At 43.2% G+C, this 23,178-nt stretch carries 21 protein-coding genes and 1 riboswitch; of the genes, 2 read left to right on the forward strand and 19 right to left on the reverse strand.

Annotated features, from left to right (window positions below):
- Positions 1 to 12: 12 nt before the first annotated feature.
- The 15 genes from purC to ACZ5NG_RS08595 all read right to left on the reverse strand — a co-directional run bounded on the left by purC (position 13) and on the right by ACZ5NG_RS08595 (position 17,107).
- On the reverse strand, positions 13 to 732 hold the full coding sequence (gene purC / locus ACZ5NG_RS08525) for a phosphoribosylaminoimidazolesuccinocarboxamide synthase (protein ID WP_464251389.1): 720 nt from the start codon (positions 730 to 732) through the stop codon (positions 13 to 15).
- 14 nt (positions 733 to 746) lie between these two features.
- Positions 747 to 2,039 (reverse strand): adenylosuccinate lyase, encoded by a 1,293-nt coding sequence (purB, locus tag ACZ5NG_RS08530; protein ID WP_464251390.1) that lies wholly within the window; start codon positions 2,037 to 2,039, stop codon positions 747 to 749.
- An 11-nt stretch (positions 2,040 to 2,050) separates the two neighbouring features.
- Complete coding sequence (purE, locus tag ACZ5NG_RS08535) at positions 2,051 to 2,572, reverse strand: 5-(carboxyamino)imidazole ribonucleotide mutase (RefSeq protein WP_464251391.1); 522 nt, start codon at positions 2,570 to 2,572, stop codon at positions 2,051 to 2,053.
- Positions 2,573 to 2,705: 133 nt separating this feature from the next.
- The gene (locus ACZ5NG_RS08540; protein ID WP_464251392.1) at positions 2,706 to 4,067 is read right to left on the reverse strand and encodes an NCS2 family permease; all 1,362 of its coding nucleotides are present in this window, start codon (positions 4,065 to 4,067) and stop codon (positions 2,706 to 2,708) included.
- A gap of 259 nt (positions 4,068 to 4,326) precedes the next feature.
- Positions 4,327 to 4,428: riboswitch (purine riboswitch) on the reverse strand.
- Between the two features lie 89 nt (positions 4,429 to 4,517).
- Complete coding sequence (locus ACZ5NG_RS08545) at positions 4,518 to 5,789, reverse strand: TRAP transporter large permease (RefSeq protein ID WP_464251393.1); 1,272 nt, start codon at positions 5,787 to 5,789, stop codon at positions 4,518 to 4,520.
- On the reverse strand, positions 5,789 to 6,262 hold the full coding sequence (locus ACZ5NG_RS08550) for a TRAP transporter small permease (RefSeq protein WP_464251394.1): 474 nt from the start codon (positions 6,260 to 6,262) through the stop codon (positions 5,789 to 5,791). Before ACZ5NG_RS08550 ends, ACZ5NG_RS08545 begins: the two co-directional genes overlap by 1 nt.
- A 76-nt stretch (positions 6,263 to 6,338) precedes the next feature.
- Positions 6,339 to 7,361 (reverse strand): TRAP transporter substrate-binding protein, encoded by a 1,023-nt coding sequence (locus ACZ5NG_RS08555; RefSeq protein WP_464251395.1) that lies wholly within the window; start codon positions 7,359 to 7,361, stop codon positions 6,339 to 6,341.
- Between the two features lie 26 nt (positions 7,362 to 7,387).
- The gene (locus ACZ5NG_RS08560; protein ID WP_464251396.1) at positions 7,388 to 8,410 is read right to left on the reverse strand and encodes a zinc-dependent alcohol dehydrogenase; all 1,023 of its coding nucleotides are present in this window, start codon (positions 8,408 to 8,410) and stop codon (positions 7,388 to 7,390) included.
- Between the two features lie 15 nt (positions 8,411 to 8,425).
- On the reverse strand, positions 8,426 to 9,469 hold the full coding sequence (tdh, locus tag ACZ5NG_RS08565; RefSeq protein ID WP_464251397.1) for an L-threonine 3-dehydrogenase: 1,044 nt from the start codon (positions 9,467 to 9,469) through the stop codon (positions 8,426 to 8,428).
- A gap of 24 nt (positions 9,470 to 9,493) precedes the next feature.
- Positions 9,494 to 10,528, reverse strand: coding sequence for a 4-hydroxythreonine-4-phosphate dehydrogenase PdxA (gene pdxA / locus ACZ5NG_RS08570; protein WP_464251398.1), 1,035 nt, complete (start codon positions 10,526 to 10,528; stop codon positions 9,494 to 9,496).
- Positions 10,525 to 11,799, reverse strand: coding sequence for a four-carbon acid sugar kinase family protein (locus ACZ5NG_RS08575; protein ID WP_464251399.1), 1,275 nt, complete (start codon positions 11,797 to 11,799; stop codon positions 10,525 to 10,527). Before ACZ5NG_RS08575 ends, pdxA begins: the two co-directional genes overlap by 4 nt.
- Before the next feature lie 190 nt (positions 11,800 to 11,989).
- On the reverse strand, positions 11,990 to 13,906 hold the full coding sequence (locus ACZ5NG_RS08580; protein WP_464251400.1) for a sigma 54-interacting transcriptional regulator: 1,917 nt from the start codon (positions 13,904 to 13,906) through the stop codon (positions 11,990 to 11,992).
- 232 nt (positions 13,907 to 14,138) lie between these two features.
- Positions 14,139 to 15,680, reverse strand: a complete 1,542-nt coding sequence (guaA, locus tag ACZ5NG_RS08585; RefSeq protein ID WP_464251401.1) for a glutamine-hydrolyzing GMP synthase — start codon at positions 15,678 to 15,680, stop codon at positions 14,139 to 14,141.
- 81 nt (positions 15,681 to 15,761) lie between these two features.
- On the reverse strand, positions 15,762 to 16,301 hold the full coding sequence (gene hpt, locus ACZ5NG_RS08590; protein ID WP_464251402.1) for a hypoxanthine phosphoribosyltransferase: 540 nt from the start codon (positions 16,299 to 16,301) through the stop codon (positions 15,762 to 15,764).
- A 98-nt stretch (positions 16,302 to 16,399) separates the two neighbouring features.
- On the reverse strand, positions 16,400 to 17,107 hold the full coding sequence (locus ACZ5NG_RS08595; RefSeq protein ID WP_464251403.1) for a hypothetical protein: 708 nt from the start codon (positions 17,105 to 17,107) through the stop codon (positions 16,400 to 16,402).
- Between the two features lie 229 nt (positions 17,108 to 17,336).
- On the opposite strand from ACZ5NG_RS08595, the gene ACZ5NG_RS08600 reads away from it, so the two are divergent.
- Entirely contained in the window at positions 17,337 to 17,666 is a 330-nt protein-coding gene (locus tag ACZ5NG_RS08600; protein ID WP_464251404.1) for a nucleotide pyrophosphohydrolase, read from the forward strand.
- Between the two features lie 22 nt (positions 17,667 to 17,688).
- The gene (locus tag ACZ5NG_RS08605; protein ID WP_464251405.1) at positions 17,689 to 19,044 is read left to right on the forward strand and encodes a DUF1015 domain-containing protein; all 1,356 of its coding nucleotides are present in this window, start codon (positions 17,689 to 17,691) and stop codon (positions 19,042 to 19,044) included.
- Positions 19,045 to 19,871: 827 nt separating this feature from the next.
- On the opposite strand, the gene fliY is transcribed toward ACZ5NG_RS08605, so the two are convergent.
- From fliY to ACZ5NG_RS08625, 4 genes are read right to left on the reverse strand one after another with little or no spacing between them, the layout of a single operon-like run.
- Positions 19,872 to 21,137 (reverse strand): flagellar motor switch phosphatase FliY, encoded by a 1,266-nt coding sequence (fliY, locus tag ACZ5NG_RS08610; protein ID WP_464251406.1) that lies wholly within the window; start codon positions 21,135 to 21,137, stop codon positions 19,872 to 19,874.
- The gene (gene fliM, locus ACZ5NG_RS08615) at positions 21,127 to 22,122 is read right to left on the reverse strand and encodes a flagellar motor switch protein FliM (RefSeq protein ID WP_464251407.1); all 996 of its coding nucleotides are present in this window, start codon (positions 22,120 to 22,122) and stop codon (positions 21,127 to 21,129) included. Before fliM ends, fliY begins: the two co-directional genes overlap by 11 nt.
- 33 nt (positions 22,123 to 22,155) lie before the next feature.
- Positions 22,156 to 22,521: a response regulator gene (locus ACZ5NG_RS08620; protein WP_464251408.1), complete on the reverse strand. Its 366-nt coding sequence runs from the start codon at positions 22,519 to 22,521 to the stop codon at positions 22,156 to 22,158.
- A 17-nt stretch (positions 22,522 to 22,538) separates the two neighbouring features.
- Positions 22,539 to 23,165: a chemotaxis protein CheC gene (locus tag ACZ5NG_RS08625; protein WP_464251409.1), complete on the reverse strand. Its 627-nt coding sequence runs from the start codon at positions 23,163 to 23,165 to the stop codon at positions 22,539 to 22,541.
- Positions 23,166 to 23,178 lie beyond the last annotated feature (13 nt).

The raw sequence follows: 23,178 nt of genomic DNA on the forward strand, positions 1-23,178 counted from the left end.
TTTACGGTAACTTTACAGCTGAATTTCTTTTCCGGTAAGCCGGCGATAAATCTCTTTATACGCGTCCTCAACATTTCCCAGATCGCGGCGGAAACGATCCTTATCTAGTTTCTCCTTTGTGTCGCGATCCCAAAACCGGCAGGTATCGGGAGAAATTTCATCACCCAAAAGCACCTCACCGTGATGCAAACCGAACTCCAGTTTATAATCCACTAAAATAATGTTTTTACCCAGCAAATATTCCGAAAGAATTTGATTTACCTTTAAAGCCGTTTCCCGAATAATCTGCAATTGCTCCTTTGTTGCCAGCTTTAACGCCCGAACATGATCGTCATTTATCAGCGGATCGCCCAGCTCATCACTTTTATAACAATACTCAACCACCGGCCCGCCCAAGTCGGTACCTTCTTTTAGACCCAGGCGTTTAGCCATGCTGCCGGCAGCCAAGTTGCGCACAATAACCTCCACCGGCAGAATTTCCAGTGCTTTAACTATTTGTTCCCGTTCATTAATCAATTTAACAAAGTGATTGGCTACACCCTTTTCCGCCAGCAGGGTAAAAAAGTGCGCGCTGATTAAATTGTTTAAGATCCCTTTACCGACAATGGTGCCTTTTTTCAAACCGTTAAAAGCGGTAGCATCATCTTTATATTCCACCCACAGATAGTCTTCTTCATTTGTGCGGTATACTTTTTTCGCCTTTCCCTCATATAACTGGTTAAGTTTTTCCATTCAAACACCCCTCCTTACAGCCCAAAGCGGGCATAAATTTCATCAATATGTCTTAGGTAATAGCTGTATTCAAAAATATCATCCAGTTCTTCCCTAGATAGCAGTGCCATTACATCAGCATCAGCAGCCAACAGTTCCTTAAACTCTTTTTTCGTCCGCCAGCATTCCATGGCATTGCGCTGTACGTATTCATAGGCTTGTTCTCTGCTAATTCCCTTATCAATTAAAGCCAGCAGCACCCGCTGAGAAAACACCAAGCCTTTGGTGCGCTCTAAGTTATGTTTCATTTTTTCGGGGTAAACCAACAGGTTACTGATAATGTCAGTCATTTTCATCAGCATGTAGTCTAACAACGTGGTGCTGTCCGGAATAATTACCCGCTCCACCGAAGAATGGGAGATATCTCTTTCGTGCCAAAGGGCTACATTCTCCATTGCTGCCAAAGCATTACCCCGTAAAATGCGGGACATGCCGCTGATTCTTTCGGTAACAATGGGATTGCGTTTATGGGGCATAGCTGACGAGCCTTTTTGCCCTTTAGCAAAAAACTCTTCCGCTTCCCTGATATCGGTGCGCTGCAGTGAGCGAATTTCTACAGCAATTTTTTCTAAAGTGCAGCCTATTACCGCCAGTGTAGTCATAAATTCGGCATGCCGATCCCGCTGCAGTACCTGAGTGGAAATAGCTGCCGGTTTCAACCCCAAACGCTCGCAGACATATGCTTCTACTCTGGGATCGATATTGGCATAGGTACCAACCGCACCGGAAATTTTACCGACACTGATTGTTTCTATCGCCCTTTTCATTCGTTCAATGTTGCGATCTGTCTCCGCTACCCACAGCAGCATTTTTAAGCCAAATGTCATCGGTTCGGCATGAATGCCGTGAGTGCGGCCAATCATCACGGTATGGCGGTGTTCTTTTGCTTTTTCCAAGAGCGCTTCCCTAAACTTTTCCAAGCGGCTTAATATTTGCTCGCCTGCTTCCTTCATTCTAACGCTCAAGGCGGTGTCAACCACATCGGAGGAAGTTAAACCCATGTGGATGTATTTACTTTCCTCACCCACATACTCCGCCACACAGGTGGTAAAGGCAATTACGTCATGGCGTACAACTTTTTCAATTTCTAAAATGCGTTCTACCGAAAAACCAGCCTTTTGTTTAATTGCCTCTACTGCCTCTTTGGGGATTTTCCCCAATTCAGCCATAGCCTCACAGGCATAAATTTCTACATCCAACCATTTTTGATATTTGTTTTCTTCCGACCAGATCCGTTTCATTTCCGGCAAAGTATATCGTTCAATCATTGATCTGCCTCCTACTCTTTATCGGCCAAGTAGCCGTCAATGCCAAGCTCCTTTAGCTTAGCTGCCTTTTTGTTCACTTCTTGGGCCATTTCTTTTTTATACTCTAATATTTTTTTCCGCACCCCTTCGTCTGATGCCCCGATAATTTGGGCAGCCAGAATAGCGGCATTTTTCGCTCCGTTAATCGCTACCGTGGCCACCGGTACCCCGGACGGCATCTGCACCATCGCATACAGGGCATCAACGCCGTTTAACGCCCCGGACTTAATCGGTACACCAATTACCGGCAACGGTGTCAAAGCGGCAATTACACCGGGCAAATGAGCGGCTAAACCGGCAGCGGCGATAATTACTTTTAACCCGCGCTCACTGGCACTGCGGGCATATTCAGCGGTTTGCTCCGGCAAACGGTGAGCTGAAGAAATAATCACCTCATACGGAATGCCGAATTTGTCCAACATATCCGCTGCCCCGCGCATCACCGGCAAATCCGAATCACTGCCGATGACAATGCCAACTAGTGGTTTTGTCAAGGTGAAAACCCTCCTTATAAATTTTTATTAAGTAGTATAAACTGGAACACCTTTTGTAATTAGAGCTTAAGTTAGCTGTTTACAAAAGGTGCCAGATGTTTTTGTATTCATTTAGTCCAATAAATTTCTGCTGTTAACTTAAAAACGCATAGCGTACTACTACCAATGCCGCCAAAATCCACATCAGCCAATGTACTTCCTTAGCACGGCCGGCAACTGTCTTTAATAACACATAAGAAACAATACCGGCAGCAATACCGTTGGCAATATTATAGGTAAAGGGCATCAATGTAAAAGTTAAAAATGCGGGAAAACCTTCGGTAAAATCGTCAAAGTCAATGCTTCTAATAGCAGACACCATTAACACACCGACAATGATTAAAGCCGGGGCTGTTGCGGCACTGGGTATTAATCCTGCAAGGGGCGCCAGTACTAGGGCAAGTAAAAACAGTACACCGGTGGTTACCGCCGTTAATCCGGTACGTCCGCCTTCACTGATACCGGACGAACTCTCAACATAAGCAGTAACAGCACTTGTACCCATCAGTGCACCAAAAGAGACCCCAAAAGCGTCTACCAGCATTGCTTTACCGATCTTCGGGTTGTTACCGTCTTTATTTAATAAACCTGCTTTATCAGCAGTACCGAGCAGCGTGCCAAAAGTATCAAACAGTTCGACAAAGGTAAAGGTAAATACTACCGTCCAAATACCGATATCCAAAGCGGCTTTAATATCCAGCGCGCCCACTGCCAGATTATCTAAATTAGGCAGAGCAAACAAAGTAAATTCTTCGGGAATAACGGTAACGCCCAGCGGAATACCGATAACGGTGGTAGCCAAGATACCGATTAACAACGAACCCTTAATGCGCCGAGCCATCAAAATACCGGTAATGGCCAAACCAATTAACGCCAGCAGTGTATTGGGGTTGCTAAAACTGCCCAGCACAATATTCCACTCAAAAGACATTAAATTAACAGGGCCGGCGGCAAGGGATTCCACCGTAGATGATGTCGGTGCTGCTTGAACAACCATAATTTCAGCCATCTTAACACCGACAACGGTAATAAAGAGACCGATACCCACTGTAATCGCACGTTTCATCGAATCAGGAACCGCAACTACCATCAGCTGGCGAACTTGAGTTACGGTTAAAATAATAAAAATAATACCGGAAATAAATACCGCACCCAATGCCGCCTGCCAAGGCATTCCTAAGCCTTCCGCCGCCACTGCGGCAAAGTAAGCGTTTAAACCCATACCGGGGGCAAGGGCAACGGGAAAGTTAACAAAAAGCCCCATTAAAATGGTGACAATACCGGCCGACACTGCCGTGGCAAAAAACACGGCGTCCCTGTCCATACCGGTACTGCTTAATATGGTGGGATTCAAGAAAAGAATATAGGCCATGGTCACAAAAGTAGTCAGACCGGCAATTACTTCTGTCTTAACGTCTGTGTTGTACTGCTTCAACTGAAAGTATTTTTCGAACATCTATTTGTTTTCCTCCTTATGCTACTTACATTTATTATGCTTTACCGGCAAAACGAATTGTATTATCTTTTCTAAATCACCACCCTAAAAATAATGGTAAAAGCAAATAAACCCAGGCGCAGATTTCACTGATTGCGTGTGAAACCTACCGCCTGGGCTTTTATCCCTAAGGTGTAACCGATCAATAATAATCGGTTTGTACCGCTTGGACCGAACCATCGATCTAATCGAACTAAATCGATCTACACCGATGTGGAACCCTAGGTACACTTTCTCACGTAGCCAGGCAATTTACGGTTGCCCGGTAGAAACTCTTGAGCCATATTCTCAAGGATATACGAGAGCCTAATATTCAATTACACTACCATATTAACAAGTATCGCCAAACATGTCAAATGAAATTATAAAAAACAGTTATTTTGAAAATATTGCGATATTTATAATGCAACTTTATTTACCGCTAATGGCCCATTCTGTTAAAGCGGGTACATAGGTAATTAAGAGCAGTACAGTCAGCATTACACACCAGAACTTGATCATCGCTTTGGACAATTTACCCATTGGTTCCCCGGAGACGTTACTGGCTACGAATAAGGCAGTACCCACCGGCGGAGTTAACAAACCAATAGTTAAGTTAACAACCATAATCAAACCAAACTGCACCATACTTACATCCAAAGAAGCAGCAACCGGTGCTAAGATGGGAGCCAAAAGGATAATCGCCGGACCGCTATCCAGAAACATACCGGAAACCAATAAAATTAAGTTAATTATTAACAGTATTACTATTCTGTCATCAGAAACGGATAACAAAGCTTCAGAAATCCGTTGCGGAATTTGTTCACTGGTTAAAAGCCAACCAAATAAAGAAGTCGTGGCAATAATAAAGGATATGACCGCAGTATTAATTGCCGACTTGGCAAAGACATCCGGAAGATCGCTCCATTTAAGTTGTTTATAAATAAATTTACCTACTATAAAAGCATAAACAGCAGCTACCGCTCCACCTTCTGTTGGGGTAAAAATCCCACCACGAATACCAACGATAATAATGATCGGCATGATTAAAGCCCAAATGGCATTTTTAAAACGACGACCTTTTTCTGCCCAAGAAACACTACCTTCTGTTGGGTAGTTGTTTTTTCTGGCCACCACATAAGACACAATCATTAACCCAAAAGCAATTAACAGACCGGGTACAAATCCGGCTAAAAATAAGTCGCCAATCGATGCTTGCGTTGTCACCCCAAAAATAATCAAGGCAATACTGGGGGGTATAATTAAACCAATACTACCGGCACTGGCAACTAATGCCGCAGAAAAAGATTTATCGTAACCGCGCTTGGCCATTTCCGGCACCATAATTGAACCAATTGCCGCGGTATCGGCAACCCCTGAACCGGAAATACCGCCCAGAATTACCCCCGTAACCGAGACCACCTGAGCCAAGCTACCGCGAATTGAACCAACCAATGCTAAAGCAAAATCAATAATTCTACTGGTAATACCACCGGCGTTCATTAATGCCCCAGCCAGCATAAAAAAGGGAATGGCCATCAAGGGAAAAGAATCTGCCGCGGCAAAAAGCCTTTGAATGAGAATTTGTAACGGATAATCACCTACAAATACCATTGCCAGCAAGGACGCGATTCCAAGCACAAAGGCAATCGGCACACCAAATATAATGAAAATTATAAAACTTGCAAATAATATTCCGGCCATTATTTAGCGCCTCCGCTCTTAAACTCTTCGTAAAAATTCTTCAATATATAGAAAGCAATCAGCAGACCACTAACCGGGAGCACAAGATAAACATAATACATTGGCATTTGGGTAGCTGCGCTCACCTGGTGGGCACCGTATTGCAGCATATTCCAACCGGTGTAAGTCATCACTAAGCTAAAGGCAAGCATTGCCAAAAATGCAATTATTCTCACCACTTTTTGTAGAAAAACAGGCATCATTTTCACAAAACTGTCGATAGCTACATGAGCTTTTTCCCTTAAAGCCAAGGCCGCACCTATAAAGGTAATCCAGATAAACAAGTAGCGGCCAATTTCTTCGGACCAGTATAAAGAATGATGAAAGATATATCTAGCCACAACTTGGGAAAAAATAATTGTTACCATTAAAAACATTAAAAAGGCACATAAATAGTAAATAAATTTAAATAATATGTTTTCAAATTTTTGCACCAACCTAACCCCCCGAATGACGGAGCGGGTATTCCTCTCCAGTAAGAAGAGAGGAATACCGGCACACCCATCTTACTTAAGCTTTAAGTGTTTCTACAATTTTTTCATAGATATCCGGAGCAATTTGATCTGCAAACTTTTGGTGTACACTACGGGCACGCTCAATAAACGGAGCCTTATCCGGATATGTTACTGTCATGCCGCTATCAACCATTTCTTGCAGCAAGCTTTCGGTTTGTTCTTTAACCAACTCGTTTTGATATTCTGTTGCTACTGCTGCTGCATCTTGAATAGCCTTTTGATGCTCAGGACTTAACTTTTCCCAAGTTAGGTTGCTCATTGCCAGCACTACGTACTCATACTTGTGGTCGGTCATAGCAATGTACTTTTGTACTTCATGAATCCGACCGCCGTGAATGAACGGAATCGGGTTTTCCTGTCCGTCAATAACACCTTGTTCTAGGCCAGTGTACACTTCACTCCAGGCCATTGGTGTCGGGTTAGCACCGATAGCTTTCCAGCCTTCAACCATAGCCGGGATTTCAGGTACTCTCATTTTTAAACCTTGAACATCATCAATTGAGTTAATTGGCTTGTTAGAAGTCAATTGACGAGGTCCACGATCCCAGTAGCCCAGTCCTCTGATGTTTGAGCTTTCAAGCAGTCTGTCTAAAAGCTCTTGACCGATTTCCCCGTGAACTACTTTGTTGTATTCCTCTTCGTTAGTAAACAAATACGGCAGTTCAAGAATTTGCAGTGAAGGTTCAAAGTTTCCTAATACACCGGCAATTAACGCAAAGTCAACAGAACCCATTTGCAGGCCTTCTGCCATATCCCTGTCGCCACCAAGTGTGGAGTTGGGATAAATTTTAACCTCAACTTGGCCATTAGTGTTTCTAGCTACTTCTTCAGCAAATTTCAAGGAAGCCTGATGCCAAATATCACCTTCGGTTTGGATATGACCTAGCTTTAAGACGATTTTTTCACCTTTATCTCCATCGGCAGCTTCATCGCTACTGTCACCGCCGCCACATCCGGCCAATACCAGCACAGATGCAGCCAAAATCATTAAAATAATCAGTGAACGCTTAATTTTCACAGGAGACCCTCCCCATTTTTTTTACCCTAGGGTTTAACTAAAATTTTTACAACATTTTCTGTTCTTTGATGGAGAATTTCTAAACCTTTTTGTGTTTCTTCCATCGGTAATATTTTAGTGATTAATTGGTTGAGATCCAGCCCTTCATTGATCATTTTTATGGCTGTCTCAAAGTCTTCAGTTTGATAGGTTTGTGCCCCCAATAACCTTTGTTCGTTAAATACAAAGCTGTAGGTGTTTACCGGAATCTGCTTGGTAATCATGGCAACCAGTACTACGTCTCCATGGCGACAGGTAATAGCTGAAGCTTGGTCAATGATTACCGGTGCCCCGGCAGCAACAAAGGTAGCGTCTACACCCCGGCCATTGGTAAAGGCACGCACTTTTTCTACCACATCTTCTTCCTGGGAGTTGACAGTCAGGTCGGCGCCAAGCTTTTTGGCCATTTCCAGGTTATACGGCAGTACGTCAGTGCAAATAATCTTTTTAAAGCCGTAATGTTTGGCCGCAATTAAACAAAGTAAACCAATGGTACCTGAACCTAATATGGCTACGGATTCTTTGTTCTCCAGTGAGCCTAACCGGCTCACAACGTGGACTGCTACTGCCAAAGGTTCAGCCATTGCTCCTGCTTCATAGCTCACCCCCTCTGCTAGTTTATAAGTGACGTTCTCGGGTGCGACAAAGTATTCTACAAATGTACCATTCCACTTTGGCGTCCCCGGAACGGTTTTGTTTAGGCAAATGTTAACAAGCCCTCTTTGGCAAAATTCACATTCACCACAACCTATTTGCGGCAATACCGTTACCCGGTCGCCGACAACAAACTTGGTTACTTCTGAACCGACTTCAACAACCTCACCGGCCAATTCATGACCGAGAATGGCGGGCGGTTTTCTAAAAGCATGGCTTCCCATAAAAAGATGCAAATCCGAACCGCAAATACCGGCACATTTTACTTTAATTAAAACATCCTTTGGGCCAACGCTGGGCCGTTCTATTTCTTGAATTTCTACTTTATAAGGTTCAGTAACTACTGCAGCACGCATTATTTTACCCCCAATTTAAGGAATTAATAGCATTTTTCCAGGCACACCGTTCCTTAACGCCTCAAATGCTTTTTCATATTCATGAAGTGGGTATACTCCGCCGACAACCGGTTTAAGGTCTATCTTGCCTGACTTGATCAAGCTGGTACACTGCCACCAAGTCTTATACATCAGCCTGCCGGTGACACCTACAACGATCGCTTCTTTATAAATAATGTCATCAGTAAGATTTAAAGACACCGGGCCGTTAGGCAAGCCTACCATTGAAAAGCGGCCGCCTTTGCGGAGAATTTTAAACCCTTCTTGAATGGCGGAAGGAGCACCGGAAAAATCTACCACTACATCTACCCCTTGGCCGTTAGTAGCTTCCAATACCGTGTTAACAATATCGTCTTTCCCGACCTGCAGAGTGACATCGGCACCCATCTGCTTTGCCAGCGCCAGCTTTCTTTCTCCCAGATCGAAGGCAAATATTTTAGATGCCCCGCAGGCAGCGGCAACACCGACACCCATTACACCAATTGGCCCACAACCGTAAATGGCAATACTTCTGCCGCCGATTTCACCGGAAAGCACTCCATGCACTGCCACACCCATCGGTTCCAACAGCGCACCGGTTTGGTAATCAATATCATCGTCTAATCGCCAAGCACATGCTTCCGGTAAAGCAATGTAGTCTGAGAAACAGCCCGGTGTATGCACACCGATAATTTTCATACTTTCGCAAATGTGTTCATTACCGGTTTGACACTGATAACAGTTTTTACAAGGTATGTGGGTTTCACCGGCTACCCGGTCACCCGGTTTAAACCGGCGCACCGCTGAACCAACTGCAACAACTTCACCGGCAAATTCATGTCCGAAAACCATCGGCAGTTTTAATCTTTCCTGAGCCCATTGGGTCCAAGGATAAATGTGCATATCTGTTCCGCAAATTGCTGCTGCCTTAACTCTGACCAAAAGCTCATCTTCTTTAATTTCCGGTATAGGCAGATCTTCACGTAATACTGCACCGGGTTGCGGCAACTCTTTAACCAAACCTTTCATTACTTCTGACATTGACAGTTCCTCCTTTAATAATTTTCACTTGGCTTGAATGCGGGACTTAGCCATTTTAATTGCCATATCAATGGCATCAACTAAGCTCTCTTCATTTGCGTAACCTTTACCGGCTTTACCGAAAGCCGTGCCATGGTCCACTGAAGTGCGGATAATCGGCATGCCAAGACTGACGTTAATTCCACTCACCGAAGTGTATTTTTTAGTTTCCGGATCCATTTTAAAGCCGGTTAATTTTACAGGAATGTGGCCTTGATCGTGATACATTACTACCACTATGTCATATTGACCGGCCAAGGCCTTAACAAAAACGGTATCCGGCGGAATTGGGCCATCAACGTTAATTCCTTCAGACTTAGCTTGGGCAATTGCCGGGTTAATGGCTTTAATTTCTTCATCGCCAAACAAACCGTCTTCGCCGCAGTGAGCATTTAAACCGGCCACTGCGATACGCGGTTCGTCAATGCCGATTTGTTTCATTGCATCGTTAGCTAACTTAATGACCGTATAAACTCTTTCTTTAGTTACTAAGTCACATGCTTCTCTCATGGACACATGAGTAGTAACATGCACTACCCGCAGGTCCTTACTGGCCAGCATCATGGCAAAATCACCGGTTTTGGTTAACTCGGCAAATATTTCGGTATGCCCTGCGTAATGGTAACCGGCCATATTAATGGCTTTTTTATTAATCGGCCCGGTTACAACAGCATGAATTTTATTTTCCAAAGCTAGCTCAATACCGGTTTTTACATATTTAAAAGCGGCATCACCGGTCAATGCACTTTCTACACCGTATTCCCAGCTGCGCGGGGCAAGCAAATTAAGGTTTAAACAATCAATGGTTCCGTATTCTCCTTTAGCTTGCTCAATATCACTTATCGGATTGATTTTTAAATTTAACTTGGTAAACTCACTGGCCTCTTTCATTGGTTCCAAATCGCCAATTACAACGGGCAAACATCTATCATAGATTTCCTTCTTGGCCAGTGCCTTGACAGCTATTTCTGCTCCAATACCTGCAGGATCACCCATTGTTATTCCCAGTATAGGCTTCATTGCGATTTCCCCTTTGCTTTAGTAATAAATTTATAGATGTCAACAAAAGAATCTTGGTTACCAAAGCCGCCCGCTTTGGTAATTATTTTTAATCCCGGGCACTTGCCGCCAATTAAGCTGCCGCAAGGTATTCCCGGCAAAACTTCATCTTCCAGAATCATTCCCACGGCCCCCAGGCGATCAACCACATGTAATGCAGTGTCACCGCCGGTAAGCACCAGACCGCGCAACAACCTTTGAGCAGCTAATTTATCGGCAATTTTGCCGAAGCTTTCCGCAATCCGCTGAGAATCACTCAGGGCAAGGTTTAAATTGTGGTAGGTTTCCTCCCTACTCTGCAACAGCGTATCAATGGCCACAATTGTCACTGCTCCTGCACGCAAACGGTCGGCGGCCTCGGCAACTACTCTTTCAATTTCTTCCGCAGCATTACCCGCGATGATTTCTTCCGAAGAAATGGTTATTAAATAAACGTTTTCCTCTCGATGCAGCTGATTTATTTGCTCAGCTGTCACCGGATTGCAGGTACCGGCCATAAATAAAACCGAACCCTCATTTGCATTGGCCCTATAACTTTGAACAGTTAAATCAAAACTTTGCGGCAAGTGGGCAGCCAAACCTGCCGAGCCGGCTACAACGGATGTTTCCGCCATATCTTTTATAGCTAAGGCTATATTGTTTAAATCTTCTTCAGTTACAGCATCGATAACCAGCACCTGCCGGCCGGCACTCTTTAATTCATTGATTTTTTGCTTAATGCGAGCGGCACCCTTGCGCACATCTTCCAAGCCAATCATCGCCACGGACTTGGTTAGTTCCCTCTCAATCATTTCAGGGATATAACCCACCGGGAAAAGTTTAGTTATCCCTTCCGGGGAACTTTTGCTCAGATACAAGTAACCGCCTTCCACTATTCTGCCGTTTGCAGGATATGAAGGCACTAAAAAAGCCATGTCTCGGCCCATTTCGTCCAAAATCGCTTCCAGCTCTTTGGCCGGGTTCCCCCTTAAGGTCGAATCCACCTTTTTATATATTTTTTTCACACCTAATGATTGTAAGAGTTTGGTAATTTCTCTTACTTGCCGGTATGCATTTTCAGCATCCAACTTTCTGGTTTCAGCATTTACCACAATTACTTCTGAATCGTTTCTCATTTCCATAATCATGTTGTGGTTAAAAATCACCAGTGTCGATAAACCATATTTGCTAAATTGCACTCCGGTATCTGTAGCACCAGTTAAATCATCTGCGATAACACATAGCTTTTCCATTTTCATCACCTTGTTCCGGCTTGTTGGTATTTATGTATAGCAAGTATCATGCCAATAGTCTGAAAATGCAGAACTGCCGGAATTAGCTCAATTTTAGGTTTATCAGACTTTAAAGAAAAATTTCAAAAAGAAATGCCCTTTGCGACAAGAACTCCACCAAAGGCAAAGGGCATACCAACTAAGCTACCTTTTACAAAATGCAATCCGGCATTTCATTTTGAAACTTTTTAATTTTTCTCCACAGCGTGGTAGTGCTAATTCCCAATTTTTTTGCCGCTTCCGCTCTACTGTTTGCTGTTTTTAAGGTGGCTAATATTATTTGTTCCTCTAATTCAGCTAAAGTACCCTTCCAATTAATACCATTTTCAACCTTATTCAGTTCGATTTCATTATTGTAGATATCTAACAAATCTGTTACATCTTCTGCCGTTACCGTACCTCCACCTTTTAACACAATTAACCTTTCCAAAAGGTTTTTTAATTCCCGAACATTACCCGGCCAGTTGTGGCTCTGCAATATCTCAATGGCTTTTTGCTCAAAACCGGGGGCTTCTATTTGCAATTTCTTCGACAAATCACGGCAAAGCACCCTGATCAATAGCGTAATATCTTCTTTGCGTTCTCGAAGGGGCGGAATTTTTAACAGCAAAATACTTAAACGATGAAATAAATCCCTTCTAAACTTTCCTTCCGCAATCAATTTTGGCAGATCCCGATGTGTGGCGGCAATCACGCGCACATTAACCGGTATGACTTTATCTCCCCCCACACGCATTATTTCCTTTTCTTGTAACACCCTTAAAAGCCGGGCTTGAATACTTAAAGAAAGCTCACCAATTTCATCCAGGAAAATGGTGCCTCCGTGCGCGAGTTCAAACAAGCCTTTTTTACCGCCTTTTTTGGCCCCGGTAAAAGCACCTTCCTCATAGCCAAAAAGCTCGCTCTCCAACAGGTTTTCCGTTATTGCCGCGCAGTTTACGGCAACAAAAGGGCCGTCTTTGCGCATACTATAGTTATGAATGCTTTGAGCAAACATCTCCTTGCCGGTACCGGTTTCACCGCTGATCAAGATAGTAGAATCGACCGACGCATACTTTTGTGCACGTTCGATGGTTTTTTTCATTTCCGCGTTGGCGGTAACTATATCCGAAAAAGTGTAGCTTGCTACATGCCCCTTTAAATATTGTTCCTTTCTCACTTTTTCTTCCACAAATTGAATATGCTTTACATCTTGAATTGTTGCTACTGCACCTAAAGTTTGTCCGTTAATTACTATCGGAACTACGTTATGCACTAACATGTTACCCCTTACTTCGCGCAGCTCACCAAAGCGCACCCGGCCAAATTCCATTGCTTCTTGAAAAGGTATTTCCGGCAAAACATCTTTTGCCCGCTTTCCGATAACAGTATCTTTGCTCAGTTTAGTCATTTTTTCTGCTTCAGGATTCATCAGTGTAATGCAACCCTGCTGGTCTACAGCAACAATCCCCTCGTAAGAAAACTCAAGAATTGCCCGCAATTGCTCTACCCTAACCCGTTCCTGCCTGCGCACCATCCCTATTTTATTAGCCTCTATAATAGCCTGACCGATTGCTTCTTTACCTGAAGTAATCAATACTGTTTCCAATCCATGGGAGCGCGCTGTCTTTGTGGAAACCCAGTCACCAACAACAACATCAGCGCCCAATTCAAGCGCTTTAATTACCGCTTCTTCTGCATTCTGAAAATTCTCAACAGCCAGTTCATGAATTTCTACGTCTAAAATCTCTTCTAAACTCTTGGTACCATAAATAACATTTTTATATCCAACCACTGCAATTTTTTTGCCTTTTTCCTTGGCCTTCGCTATGGCCCGAATAATATCAAAACCGCTGATCACTATCTCGATCACCGGGATGTCAACCGAAGCCTTAATCGCAGTTGCCGTGCCACCGCGACTAATAATTACCTCAACCCCTTGTTCCTTGAAAGCTTTAGCCAGTTCTACGCCTTCACTTAAATCGCCGGTGGCTATTATTATATTTTTGCCCAGTTCCCGGCATACTTCCGCCCCTTGCCGGGCCAAATCATCAAAAGGTGCGATTAATGCTATTTTTAGGCCTATCATTTTATCACCCTAACCAATTATAAAAGCTACCTTTAAATATTTCGACATTTTTTTCGAATTTCCTTTGAAAACCTATACCTAGCAAAGATAATTTAAAATTAACAAACAGCCTCCTACCTGCTTTTCTTCAAAGCCGGCTAACTGTTATTAAATGAAAACTTTTTGTTACTGCCACAAACAAAAATTATAGCCTGGAAAAACCAATAATTTTTTGGTTTTCCAGGCTTTTTTATTACTCCCATTCAATAGTGGCCGGCGGTTTAGGGGTGATGTCATAAACCACTCGGTTCACCTGCGTTAATTCACTGCAAATACGCGAGGATATTTTTTCCAGCACCTCATAAGGCAGGCGCACCCAGTCTGCCGTCATGGCATCACTGCTGTGAATTGCCCTGACGGCAATCGTCCAGGAGTAAGTTCTTTTATCTCTCTTAACACCGACACTTTTAAAATTAGGAAGGATAGCAAAATACTGCCAGATTTCCTTATCTAAACCGGCTTTTCTGATTTCCTCAGTCACAATCGCATCTGCTTCCCTTAGTACCGCCAGTTTTTCTTCAGTTACTTCACCTAAAACCCGCACTGCCAATCCCGGCCCGGGGAACGGCTGCCGCCACACAACTTCTTCCGGCAGACCCAGCTCGGTACCTAAAAGGCGTACCTCATCTTTAAATAACAGGCGCAATGGTTCTATCAGTTCAAACTGCATGTTTTCCGGCAGCCCGCCTACATTATGGTGAGATTTAACCAGAGCGCTCCCGGCAGTACCGCTCTCTACTACGTCAGGATAAACGGTGCCTTGCACCAAAAAGTCAATTTGCCCAAGTTTAGCGGCCTCAGCCTCAAAAACACGAATGAACTCCTCACCGATAATTTTGCGCTTTCTTTCCGGATCGGTAACACCGGCCAGCTTAGACAAAAACCTTTCACGAGCATCTACGTGAATCAGCTTCATTTGGAATTTTTCCCGGAAAGTTTTTAACACTTGCTCCGCTTCCCCTTTACGCAGCAAGCCGTGATCCACAAATACACAAGTAAGGTTGTCCCCTACCGCCTTGTGCACCAAGACAGCGGAGACAGAAGAATCTACCCCACCGCTTAATGCGCAGAGTACTTTTTTATTTCCTACCTTAGCTTTGATTTCAGCAATGCTTTCTTTTAAAAGGGTTTTTATCGTCCAACGCCCCTGGCAGCCGCAAATATTGTATAAGAAATTTTTCAGTATTTGCATGCCATTAGGGGTATGTGCTTCTTCCGGGTAAAACTGCACAGCATACAGTTTGCGCTCCGGGTCAGCCATTGCCGCAACCGGTGTATTTTGACCGTGGGCGTTGACAATAAAGCCCGGCGGCGCTTCTTCCACCGTGTCATCGCCACTTATCCGGCACTGTTCTTGAGTTTCTAAGCCCGCCAGCAAACCGCTGTGTTCCGATATTTCTAACATTGTTTTTCCGTATTCACGTTGTTCGCTTTTGACAACCTTGCCGCCCAATTGATGAGCCATCAGCTGCATTCCGTAGCCAATGCCTAAAATCGGCACGCCGACTTCATATATCGCCGGGTCAACAACCGGGGCGTTTTCTTCATATACACTCGCCGGTCCACCGGCGAAAATAATCCCTTGCGGTGCTTTTTCCTTCAATTTTTCTACCGCGGTATTATAAGGCAGGATTTCACTAAACACCTGACATTCCCTGATACGCCGGGCAACCAATTGAGTATACTGCCCGCCGAAATCCAGTACTACTACCATTTCTTTACCTTCTGTAGACATAAATTAATCCCCCCGTTACAGATACTGGCTTACAAAACACAAAGTTGACCAGCTTGGCACTGGTCAACTAAATTTTTAAACCTAGCTCCGGTAAATTTCCGGTTTTAAAACCGCTATATAAGGCAGGTTACGGTAACGCTCGTTGTAATCCAGCCCGTAACCAACCACAAATTTATCCGGGATACGGAAACCGAGATAATCAATTTTTACATCTACGGTACGGCGTTCGGGTTTATCTAACAGGGTACAAATTTTTAAACTTTGCGGATCACGGGCACGCAAAATATCTACCAGATAGTTAAGAGTCAACCCGGTATCAACAATATCTTCAACTATAATTACATGTTTACCCTCAATGCTTTTATCCAGATCTTTTAAAATTCTTACCGCACCGGAAGAAACAGTTGACGAGCCATAACTGGAAACAGCCATAAAGTCAAAATATGTCGGAACAGAAATGTTGCGTACCAAGTCAGCTAAAAAAATCATTGCCCCTTTGAGAATCCCAACCACAAGGATACTCTTTCCTTGATAATCGCGGGAAATTTGCTCCCCCAGCTCTCGCACCCGGTTATTAATTTCCTCCTCAGACAGCATAATCTGTTCTACATCGGGGTGCATGGCAAACCCTCCTGAGTAATATTTTGATATTAAATACGGTTTATTATACCAAATTATGAAGAATAATGTCAAAGAAAAAAAGGTGCGCGCCGCGCCTTTTACAGAGGAGGTTTTATATCAATTTTTTCATTAAAATCATAAAGCTTAATATTGATTTGCATCACTGCTCGAGCATTGGCAGTGTGACCGGCATTAATACGTGCTTGATGAATGCGCTGATCATCGGGATTAATCCACAATTTATAATTAAAACTGTTAAATTGGTTTTCTAAAAACGGTATCTCTATGTTCGGCTGTAACTCCAACACATACATCTCTTTGCCGTCCACTTTTTCCTTGCCGACATATTCTAACACCGGCACATCTTTAAAATTAAAGTTTGCCAACGGGTTAAATTCCATAATAAAAGATTCCGCCTTAGCCAGTTGGTTGCCTTGTAATGTCAACCATTTACCGGTAAAAGGATCTTTCATATAAGTGTTGTCTTCATACTGCACAAATTCAACCGGAGAATTAATTAACAATCCTTTAATATGAATTTTACTGTCCCCTACTCTCGCACCTTCAATCTTGCTCACCGGTTCTTTATTTTCACCTAATATGCATTCAATATTATAGCGATAACTCTGCGCAGCCAATGTATTTTGCAAACTGCTGTTCAACAGTTGATCCGGGTCAACATTTTCATGACCGAAATCAACACTGAGCAAAACCAATAACAATACCAAAATAATTAAGGCCAGCAGCAGATAAGTTTTTTTGCTAAACCTAAATCTATTTAAGTTTAATTGCGGAAAACTAACCATACCACACCCCCGTTATTTCATTTAGTTAAATTTACTAATCTGCTTTGCAGTTTATGACATAATTTCAAGGCAATAATTAATAAAGGTTTTGCCCAACAACACAGAAGATGCGGCAAAAGCGGCAAATACTTTAATATGCAGCCCCGGGGAAAAATGTGGTAATATTTTATTATAACCTTGTCACATTAGCGGCTTTCATCAAACTATTATCAATCTGGGAGGATTATCAGTGGAATTAAAAGATATTCAGCGTGATGTAGATAAGTGGATTAGCCAGTTTGAGGAGGGCTACTGGCACCCCTTATCGATGCTGGCTCGCATGACTGAGGAAGTAGGCGAATTAGCCCGAGAAATAAATCATTGCTATGGGCAAAAACCAAAAAAGCCCAACGAACCGGAAGGTGATTTGGCCTTAGAGCTGGGCGATATCCTGTTCATCATTGCCTGCATGGCCAATTCACTAAACATTGATTTAGAAGATGCTTTTAAACGCACAATGCAGAAGTATTATCAAAGAGATATTAATCGGTGGACTAAAAAGAAACAAGGGGAAAGTTAATATAACGGGAGGGGGGTTTTTTATGGCCGTTGTCATGCCTTTTAAGGGGTTGCGCTACAATCCGGCTAAAGTTGATGATTTGTCGTTGGTAGTCACACCGCCCTATGATGTCATCAGCAGTGAAGAACAAGAAAAATATTACGACAAACACCCTTATAATATTATTCGCTTGGAATACGGAAAACAATTTGCCGAAGACAGCGAAAGCAACAACCGCTACACCCGTGCGGCCGAAACACTGCAAAAATGGTTGGAAGAAAAAATACTGCTGCCGGAGGATAAGCCGGTAATGTACCGCTACCAACAACTCTATCAAATTAAGGGCGAAGAAAAAGTGCGCACCGGGTTAATCTGCAACGTAAAAATTGAACCCTATGAAAAAGGGGTAATCTTGCCTCATGAAGAAACAATGCCCAAGCACAAAAAAGATCGCTTGGCCTTAATGCAGGCTTGTGCAGCCAATATCAGCCCGTTATTCGGACTGTACGCCGATTACGGCAAAACAGTAGACAAAATACTGGAAGATATCAGCAATGAAAAACAGTTGTGTGAATTTGTTGATGAACAGGGCATTACCCACCGCTTACACATCATTGACAATCCGCAAACCATCAGCCAAATTCAAGAAGCAATGGAGCGGCTAAATATCTTTATTGCGGACGGGCATCATCGTTATGAAACCGCATTAAAATACCGCGACCTGCGCCGCGAAGAACTGGGCTTAACAGGTGAGCCGGGCGATCAGCCCTTTGATTACGTTATGTTTGTGTTGGTTAACTTATATGACCCGGGGCTGGTAATTCTCCCCACTCACCGCTTGGTAAAAAATATTGAGCGCTTTAAATTAAAAAAATTTATCAAAAAACTGGCTGAAGACTTTCGGGTAGAAGAATTTGCCGTAGACCCTAACGGCAGCAACATTAAAGAATTTTTAGACTTAATATATCGCCGGGGAGGTTTAGATGTCGGCAGCGGCACTTTTCACTTCAACGCCTTTGGCCTGTACGCCGGCAATGGCCAAGGTTATGCCATTACACTGGATAGCGAGAATACTTTAGATCGCTTAGTGGGCCGGAGCGAGCACAGATCACTGGCTTGGCAGGGTCTAGACGTTACCGTACTACAGACGACTATTTTAGAGAGATTGCTGGGCATCAGCGGTGAAGATATGGCTAACCAAACAAAACTGGCATACACCCATGATGAAACAGAAGCATTAAAAGCGGTAGACAGCGGCGAATACCAAATGGCATTTTTGATGAACCCGACACAAGTAGATGAATTAACAGCCATTGCCATCGGCGGTGAAAAAATGCCCCAAAAGAGCACCTATTTTTATCCGAAGTTGATCACCGGTTTGGTGATTAATAAGTTTTAGACGGCGTTGTTAACAAACAAAAAATGGGCGGGTCTGAAAGGCAACATTGCTTGTAATTCGTAGGGCACAGGCTTGACCGTGTCGTTAGTTCTGATAAGCGGAACGGTCAAGTGATGGAACCCCACCGGCCAAAGATAATATTACCGATAAAATGTATGTAGCAACTTTCACGCCGACATGTAGGAAACGTTGCAATAAACATAACTGTGCTTAGGGCGCCAAGGCATTTGACCTTTGCAAACGATAGTCGGCTAATTCAAAGAGCGAAGCCGCCGAAGAATTAGCGCCGAGGACTGTTTGAGCACTAGCGAGTTCACTTTCTCTGATTAATAATTAAGGACGAATGTACACGGCCGCCCGGCGCCGCCGGAGGCGGCTGAGCTCGTTCATTTATAAAGCCGGCGTATTTGTACTATCTAACTATTTTAACCGGACTCCTAAAAAAATAGGGCCCGGTTTTTTTATGCCGCATTTTCAAGCAGTTGGCGGTATGTTATGGGAGGCATTCCGTTTCCTTCACCTCGCAGGCACTTTTCGCCTGCTTCTAATTTCTCTTCGTAACCGATGTTTTTTGTCCCCATAGAAAACTCCCCTTTAAGTAGTCCTGAATTTTTGTTATTTCAGGTGCCTACTCAAAGGGGAGCATATCAACGGGCTTAACGGAAGCTAAGTTTTCTTTACGAAGCGTAAAATGCCTTGGTGCCCAAAAGCAATGTTACATTTACGAAATCTTGGATTCGGTAAAAGTTACATAAATGGCTGAATTAAAATTTGCGCATAAAAAGAAAAAGGGGTAGGTGTCCTTCCCTACCCTTACAAGCAATTTTCTATTTGGCCAATCTTTTAATGCGCTCTTCCGGGCTAATGATATTAGTAATTTTCACCCCAAAGTTTTCGTTTACAACCACTACTTCCCCTTCAGCTACCAGCATGCCGTTAACCAGTACTTCCACCGGCTCATCAGCCAAAGCATTCATCTCAATTACCGATCCCGGGCCGATATCCATCACTTCTTTAATCGATTTCCTTGTCCTACCCAGTACTACTGAAACCTTAAGCGGTATATCTAAAATTAAGTCCAAGTTTCGCGGCGGTGGTTCCACGGAAGCAGTTTGTGCTTTGGCAGGCTGCGAAACACCAGACGGCGGTGCAGTCGGCGAAGGCGCAACCGGTTGGGAGTCTGTCGGTGTCGGCTGCGGTTCTGCAGCAAGGGAGTCAATCAGCTCGTCCAATTCCTTGTCTGATGCAGGTATGTTAACTTCTTCCGTTTGCGGCACAGCTTCCACTTCATCCATGCCCCTTAGTCCTCTCCAAAGCAAATCCGCCTGTTCTTTAGCCGTTTCTATACCCATTACCTGCATAATTTCGGTATCTATCAATTGTTCAATAGTCATTTTAAAGGAAACTATTACCAGTGTATCTTGATCATCGACGTTTGACAGTATTTTGTCTGATGTGTCCATATTCTTATCATATAGCACTACAGAAACCGGCGGAGAAATGTTCACTGGCTTGTTAAATATTTGCGCCAGCGAAGTAGAAGAGGAACCAATCATCATGTTCATTGCTTCTGAAGCAGCACTGATTTCCATTTCAGACAGTTCGCTGCCTTCAGTACTGCCATCGCCACCCATCATTAGGTTAGCAATTACCTTGGCATCATGCTCCTTCATGATCAAAACATTAAATCCCTGTAACCCATCAATAAATTCTACTTTTATAATTAAGTAGGGTACAGTAAATGAGCTAAGAAATTCTCTTTTGTTCGCCAGCCATACCTCGGGGCTGGTAATGCTAACCTTTTTGTTCAACAGTTCAGAAAGAGCGGTAGAAGCGGTGCCCATAGAAATGTTACCGATTTCCCCCAAAGCATCTTTTTCTTTCGCTGTCAGCTTTTCTTCTCCCTGTGCCGACGGGGCATTATCCAGATCATTATTCAGATCATTGTTCAGGTCATTATTCAGGTCATCCTTCATGTCATAATTTAAGTCATTGTTATCCCTCTCCGCCTCAGCATCAGGCCCACTGTCTCCAATTTGTTTCCGCATTAACATATCGATTTCTTCTTGGCTTAATAATTTATCACCTGTCAAAGTTACTAGCCTCCTCCGCCAGTGATACTACCTGTACCGCCATTTTTTGCCCGATTGTTCCAGCCTGCACTTTAAACTTTAATTGTTCTTGCACATATAAATCAAAATCTTGACCTTGTTTACGATCCAAAATTAATACATCTCCAATTTGCAGCTCCAAGAAGTCTTTAACACTTATCGTAGAATTACCTACCAATGCGCTCAATTCAACATCCGCTGCCTTCAACCAATATTCCACAGCCCGTATGTCTTCTTCTTCTTTGTCCTGAAGCATTTGAGTAAATTGATTAACTGAGAATTTAGACAGTACCGGCTCTAAAAAGTTGAAAGGCAGACATAAATTCATTAATCCCCGATTTTCTTCAGCTATAACGGTAGAAAAGGTAATTACCAGCACAATGTCATTTGGTGATAACAGCTGCTGCAAATGGGGATTTTGCTCCATACCGACAATTTCCGGAGCGCCTTTAACAATATCCTGCCACACCACAGTTAATTGACTGAGAATTTTATCAATTACTCCACGGGCTACCGTTAATTCAATATCGGTTAATTCCTGCAATGTATCAGGTGCTTCACCCGGTCCGCCCAGCATTAAGTCAATCAGCGGCATTAAAAAGTGAGCATTGGTTTCTAAAACGGCATTACCCTTAAGAGGTGTGTATTTAAATACTGTCAGCAGGGTAGGGGTAACAACTGAACGGGTAAACTCTTCATAAGTAAACTGACCTACTGAAGCTACTTCAATGTGGATGCTGGAATGAAGTAAACCGGACAAAAAATTTGTAAGTAACCTGGCGTAACTTTGATGCAACATGTGCAAGGTTTTAATATGTTCCTTAGAAAATTTATTTGGCCGCCGAAAGTCATAAGATTTAAGCTTCTGCTGCTCGGTATCCTTTTCCAGTTGCTCAGCGGTTACCTTGCCGGATATTAAGCTTTCCAGTAATGAATCTATTTCTGCTTGCGAAAGTACATCTTTCACAGAGCTTAACCCTCCTTTCATGCGGCACTTTAACTATCTGTTCAGTACCCGTTCAATGGCTTGCAAAATGCGCTCTTGCTGAAACGGCTTCACTATAAAATCTTTGGCGCCCGCTTGAATGGCATCCATTACCATTGCCTGTTGTCCCATAGCACTGCACATAATGATGTTGGCATTGGGGTCAATCTCGCGAATCGCCTTAACCGCTTGAATACCGTCTACTTCCGGCATAGTAATATCCATTGTTACTAAGTCCGGTTTGTATTTTTTATAAAGCTCAACTGCCACTGCGCCGTTTTCAGCTTCACCAACCACTTCATAACCGGACTTTACTACTATGTTTTTAATCATCATTCTCATGAAAGCTGCATCGTCAACAATCAAAATTTTTTTGCTCACAAGACCATCCTCCCGCTTTATTTCATTGTTAATCCAAGTGCAGCAAATAATTTTTTCAATGCTTTTTCTTCAGTAATTAAAAAGAAATGTCCTTTAATATTTGTATCAGCTTCAAACAATACTGTTTCGATGGTTAAAATATGTTCTTCAACGTACCCGCCGGCAATCAACGATGTACTGACTACCGCCCCCAACATATCGCAGGCAAACATAGGTACGGTGGGTTTCATTTTCATTTCGGTCATAGAACTGATGGCAGCTAAAAAAGAACCGGTCAGCACATTGGCAACTTCCTTTACCGCTGACTCACCCATTTCATCTAATTCCTTTGTTGTGCCTTTTTCCAAACCCATCAGCATGTCCACTAAGTTAAGTGCACTTTCCATATTATAGACAAACAAAATTTGGCTGGGAATATCCCCGGTAAGTCTCAACGTAACACAGGCAACCATTTCCTCTAAGCCGCCCACCATGTTCATTGCTTCTTCCATTGATACAAACTTTGTTTTGGGCACTTCCATACCAATGCGTTTGTTTAACATTTCAGCCAATGATGTAGCAGCGTTACCCAACCCAATGTTGCCAATTTCTTTTAAAACATCTAAATGCGTATCTGACAGCGGCTTATGATTTGTATCCACCATTCATCAACTCCTT

Source organism: Desulfovectis peckii (assembly GCF_055391705.1).

Excerpts from the sequence above, each read along its gene's own strand:
- ACZ5NG_RS08595 (WP_464251403.1), bottom strand. The coding sequence starts at position 17,107 with ATGGTTAGTTTTCCGCAATTAAACTTAAATAGATTTAGGTTTAGCAAA.
- hpt (WP_464251402.1), bottom strand. The coding sequence starts at position 16,301 with ATGCACCCCGATGTAGAACAGATTATGCTGTCTGAGGAGGAAATTAAT.
- ACZ5NG_RS08540 (WP_464251392.1), bottom strand. The coding sequence starts at position 4,067 with ATGTTCGAAAAATACTTTCAGTTGAAGCAGTACAACACAGACGTTAAG.
- ACZ5NG_RS08545 (WP_464251393.1), bottom strand. The coding sequence starts at position 5,789 with ATGGCCGGAATATTATTTGCAAGTTTTATAATTTTCATTATATTTGGT.
- ACZ5NG_RS08575 (WP_464251399.1), bottom strand. The coding sequence starts at position 11,799 with ATGGAAAAGCTATGTGTTATCGCAGATGATTTAACTGGTGCTACAGAT.
- ACZ5NG_RS08560 (WP_464251396.1), bottom strand. The coding sequence starts at position 8,410 with ATGCGTGCTGCAGTAGTTACTGAACCTTATAAAGTAGAAATTCAAGAA.
- purB (WP_464251390.1), bottom strand. The coding sequence starts at position 2,039 with ATGATTGAACGATATACTTTGCCGGAAATGAAACGGATCTGGTCGGAA.
- purC (WP_464251389.1), bottom strand. The coding sequence starts at position 732 with ATGGAAAAACTTAACCAGTTATATGAGGGAAAGGCGAAAAAAGTATAC.
- guaA (WP_464251401.1), bottom strand. The coding sequence starts at position 15,680 with ATGTCTACAGAAGGTAAAGAAATGGTAGTAGTACTGGATTTCGGCGGG.
- ACZ5NG_RS08605 (WP_464251405.1), top strand. The coding sequence starts at position 17,689 with ATGGCCGTTGTCATGCCTTTTAAGGGGTTGCGCTACAATCCGGCTAAA.
- ACZ5NG_RS08580 (WP_464251400.1), bottom strand. The coding sequence starts at position 13,906 with ATGATAGGCCTAAAAATAGCATTAATCGCACCTTTTGATGATTTGGCC.
- pdxA (WP_464251398.1), bottom strand. The coding sequence starts at position 10,528 with ATGAAGCCTATACTGGGAATAACAATGGGTGATCCTGCAGGTATTGGA.
- ACZ5NG_RS08625 (WP_464251409.1), bottom strand. The coding sequence starts at position 23,165 with ATGGTGGATACAAATCATAAGCCGCTGTCAGATACGCATTTAGATGTT.
- tdh (WP_464251397.1), bottom strand. The coding sequence starts at position 9,469 with ATGTCAGAAGTAATGAAAGGTTTGGTTAAAGAGTTGCCGCAACCCGGT.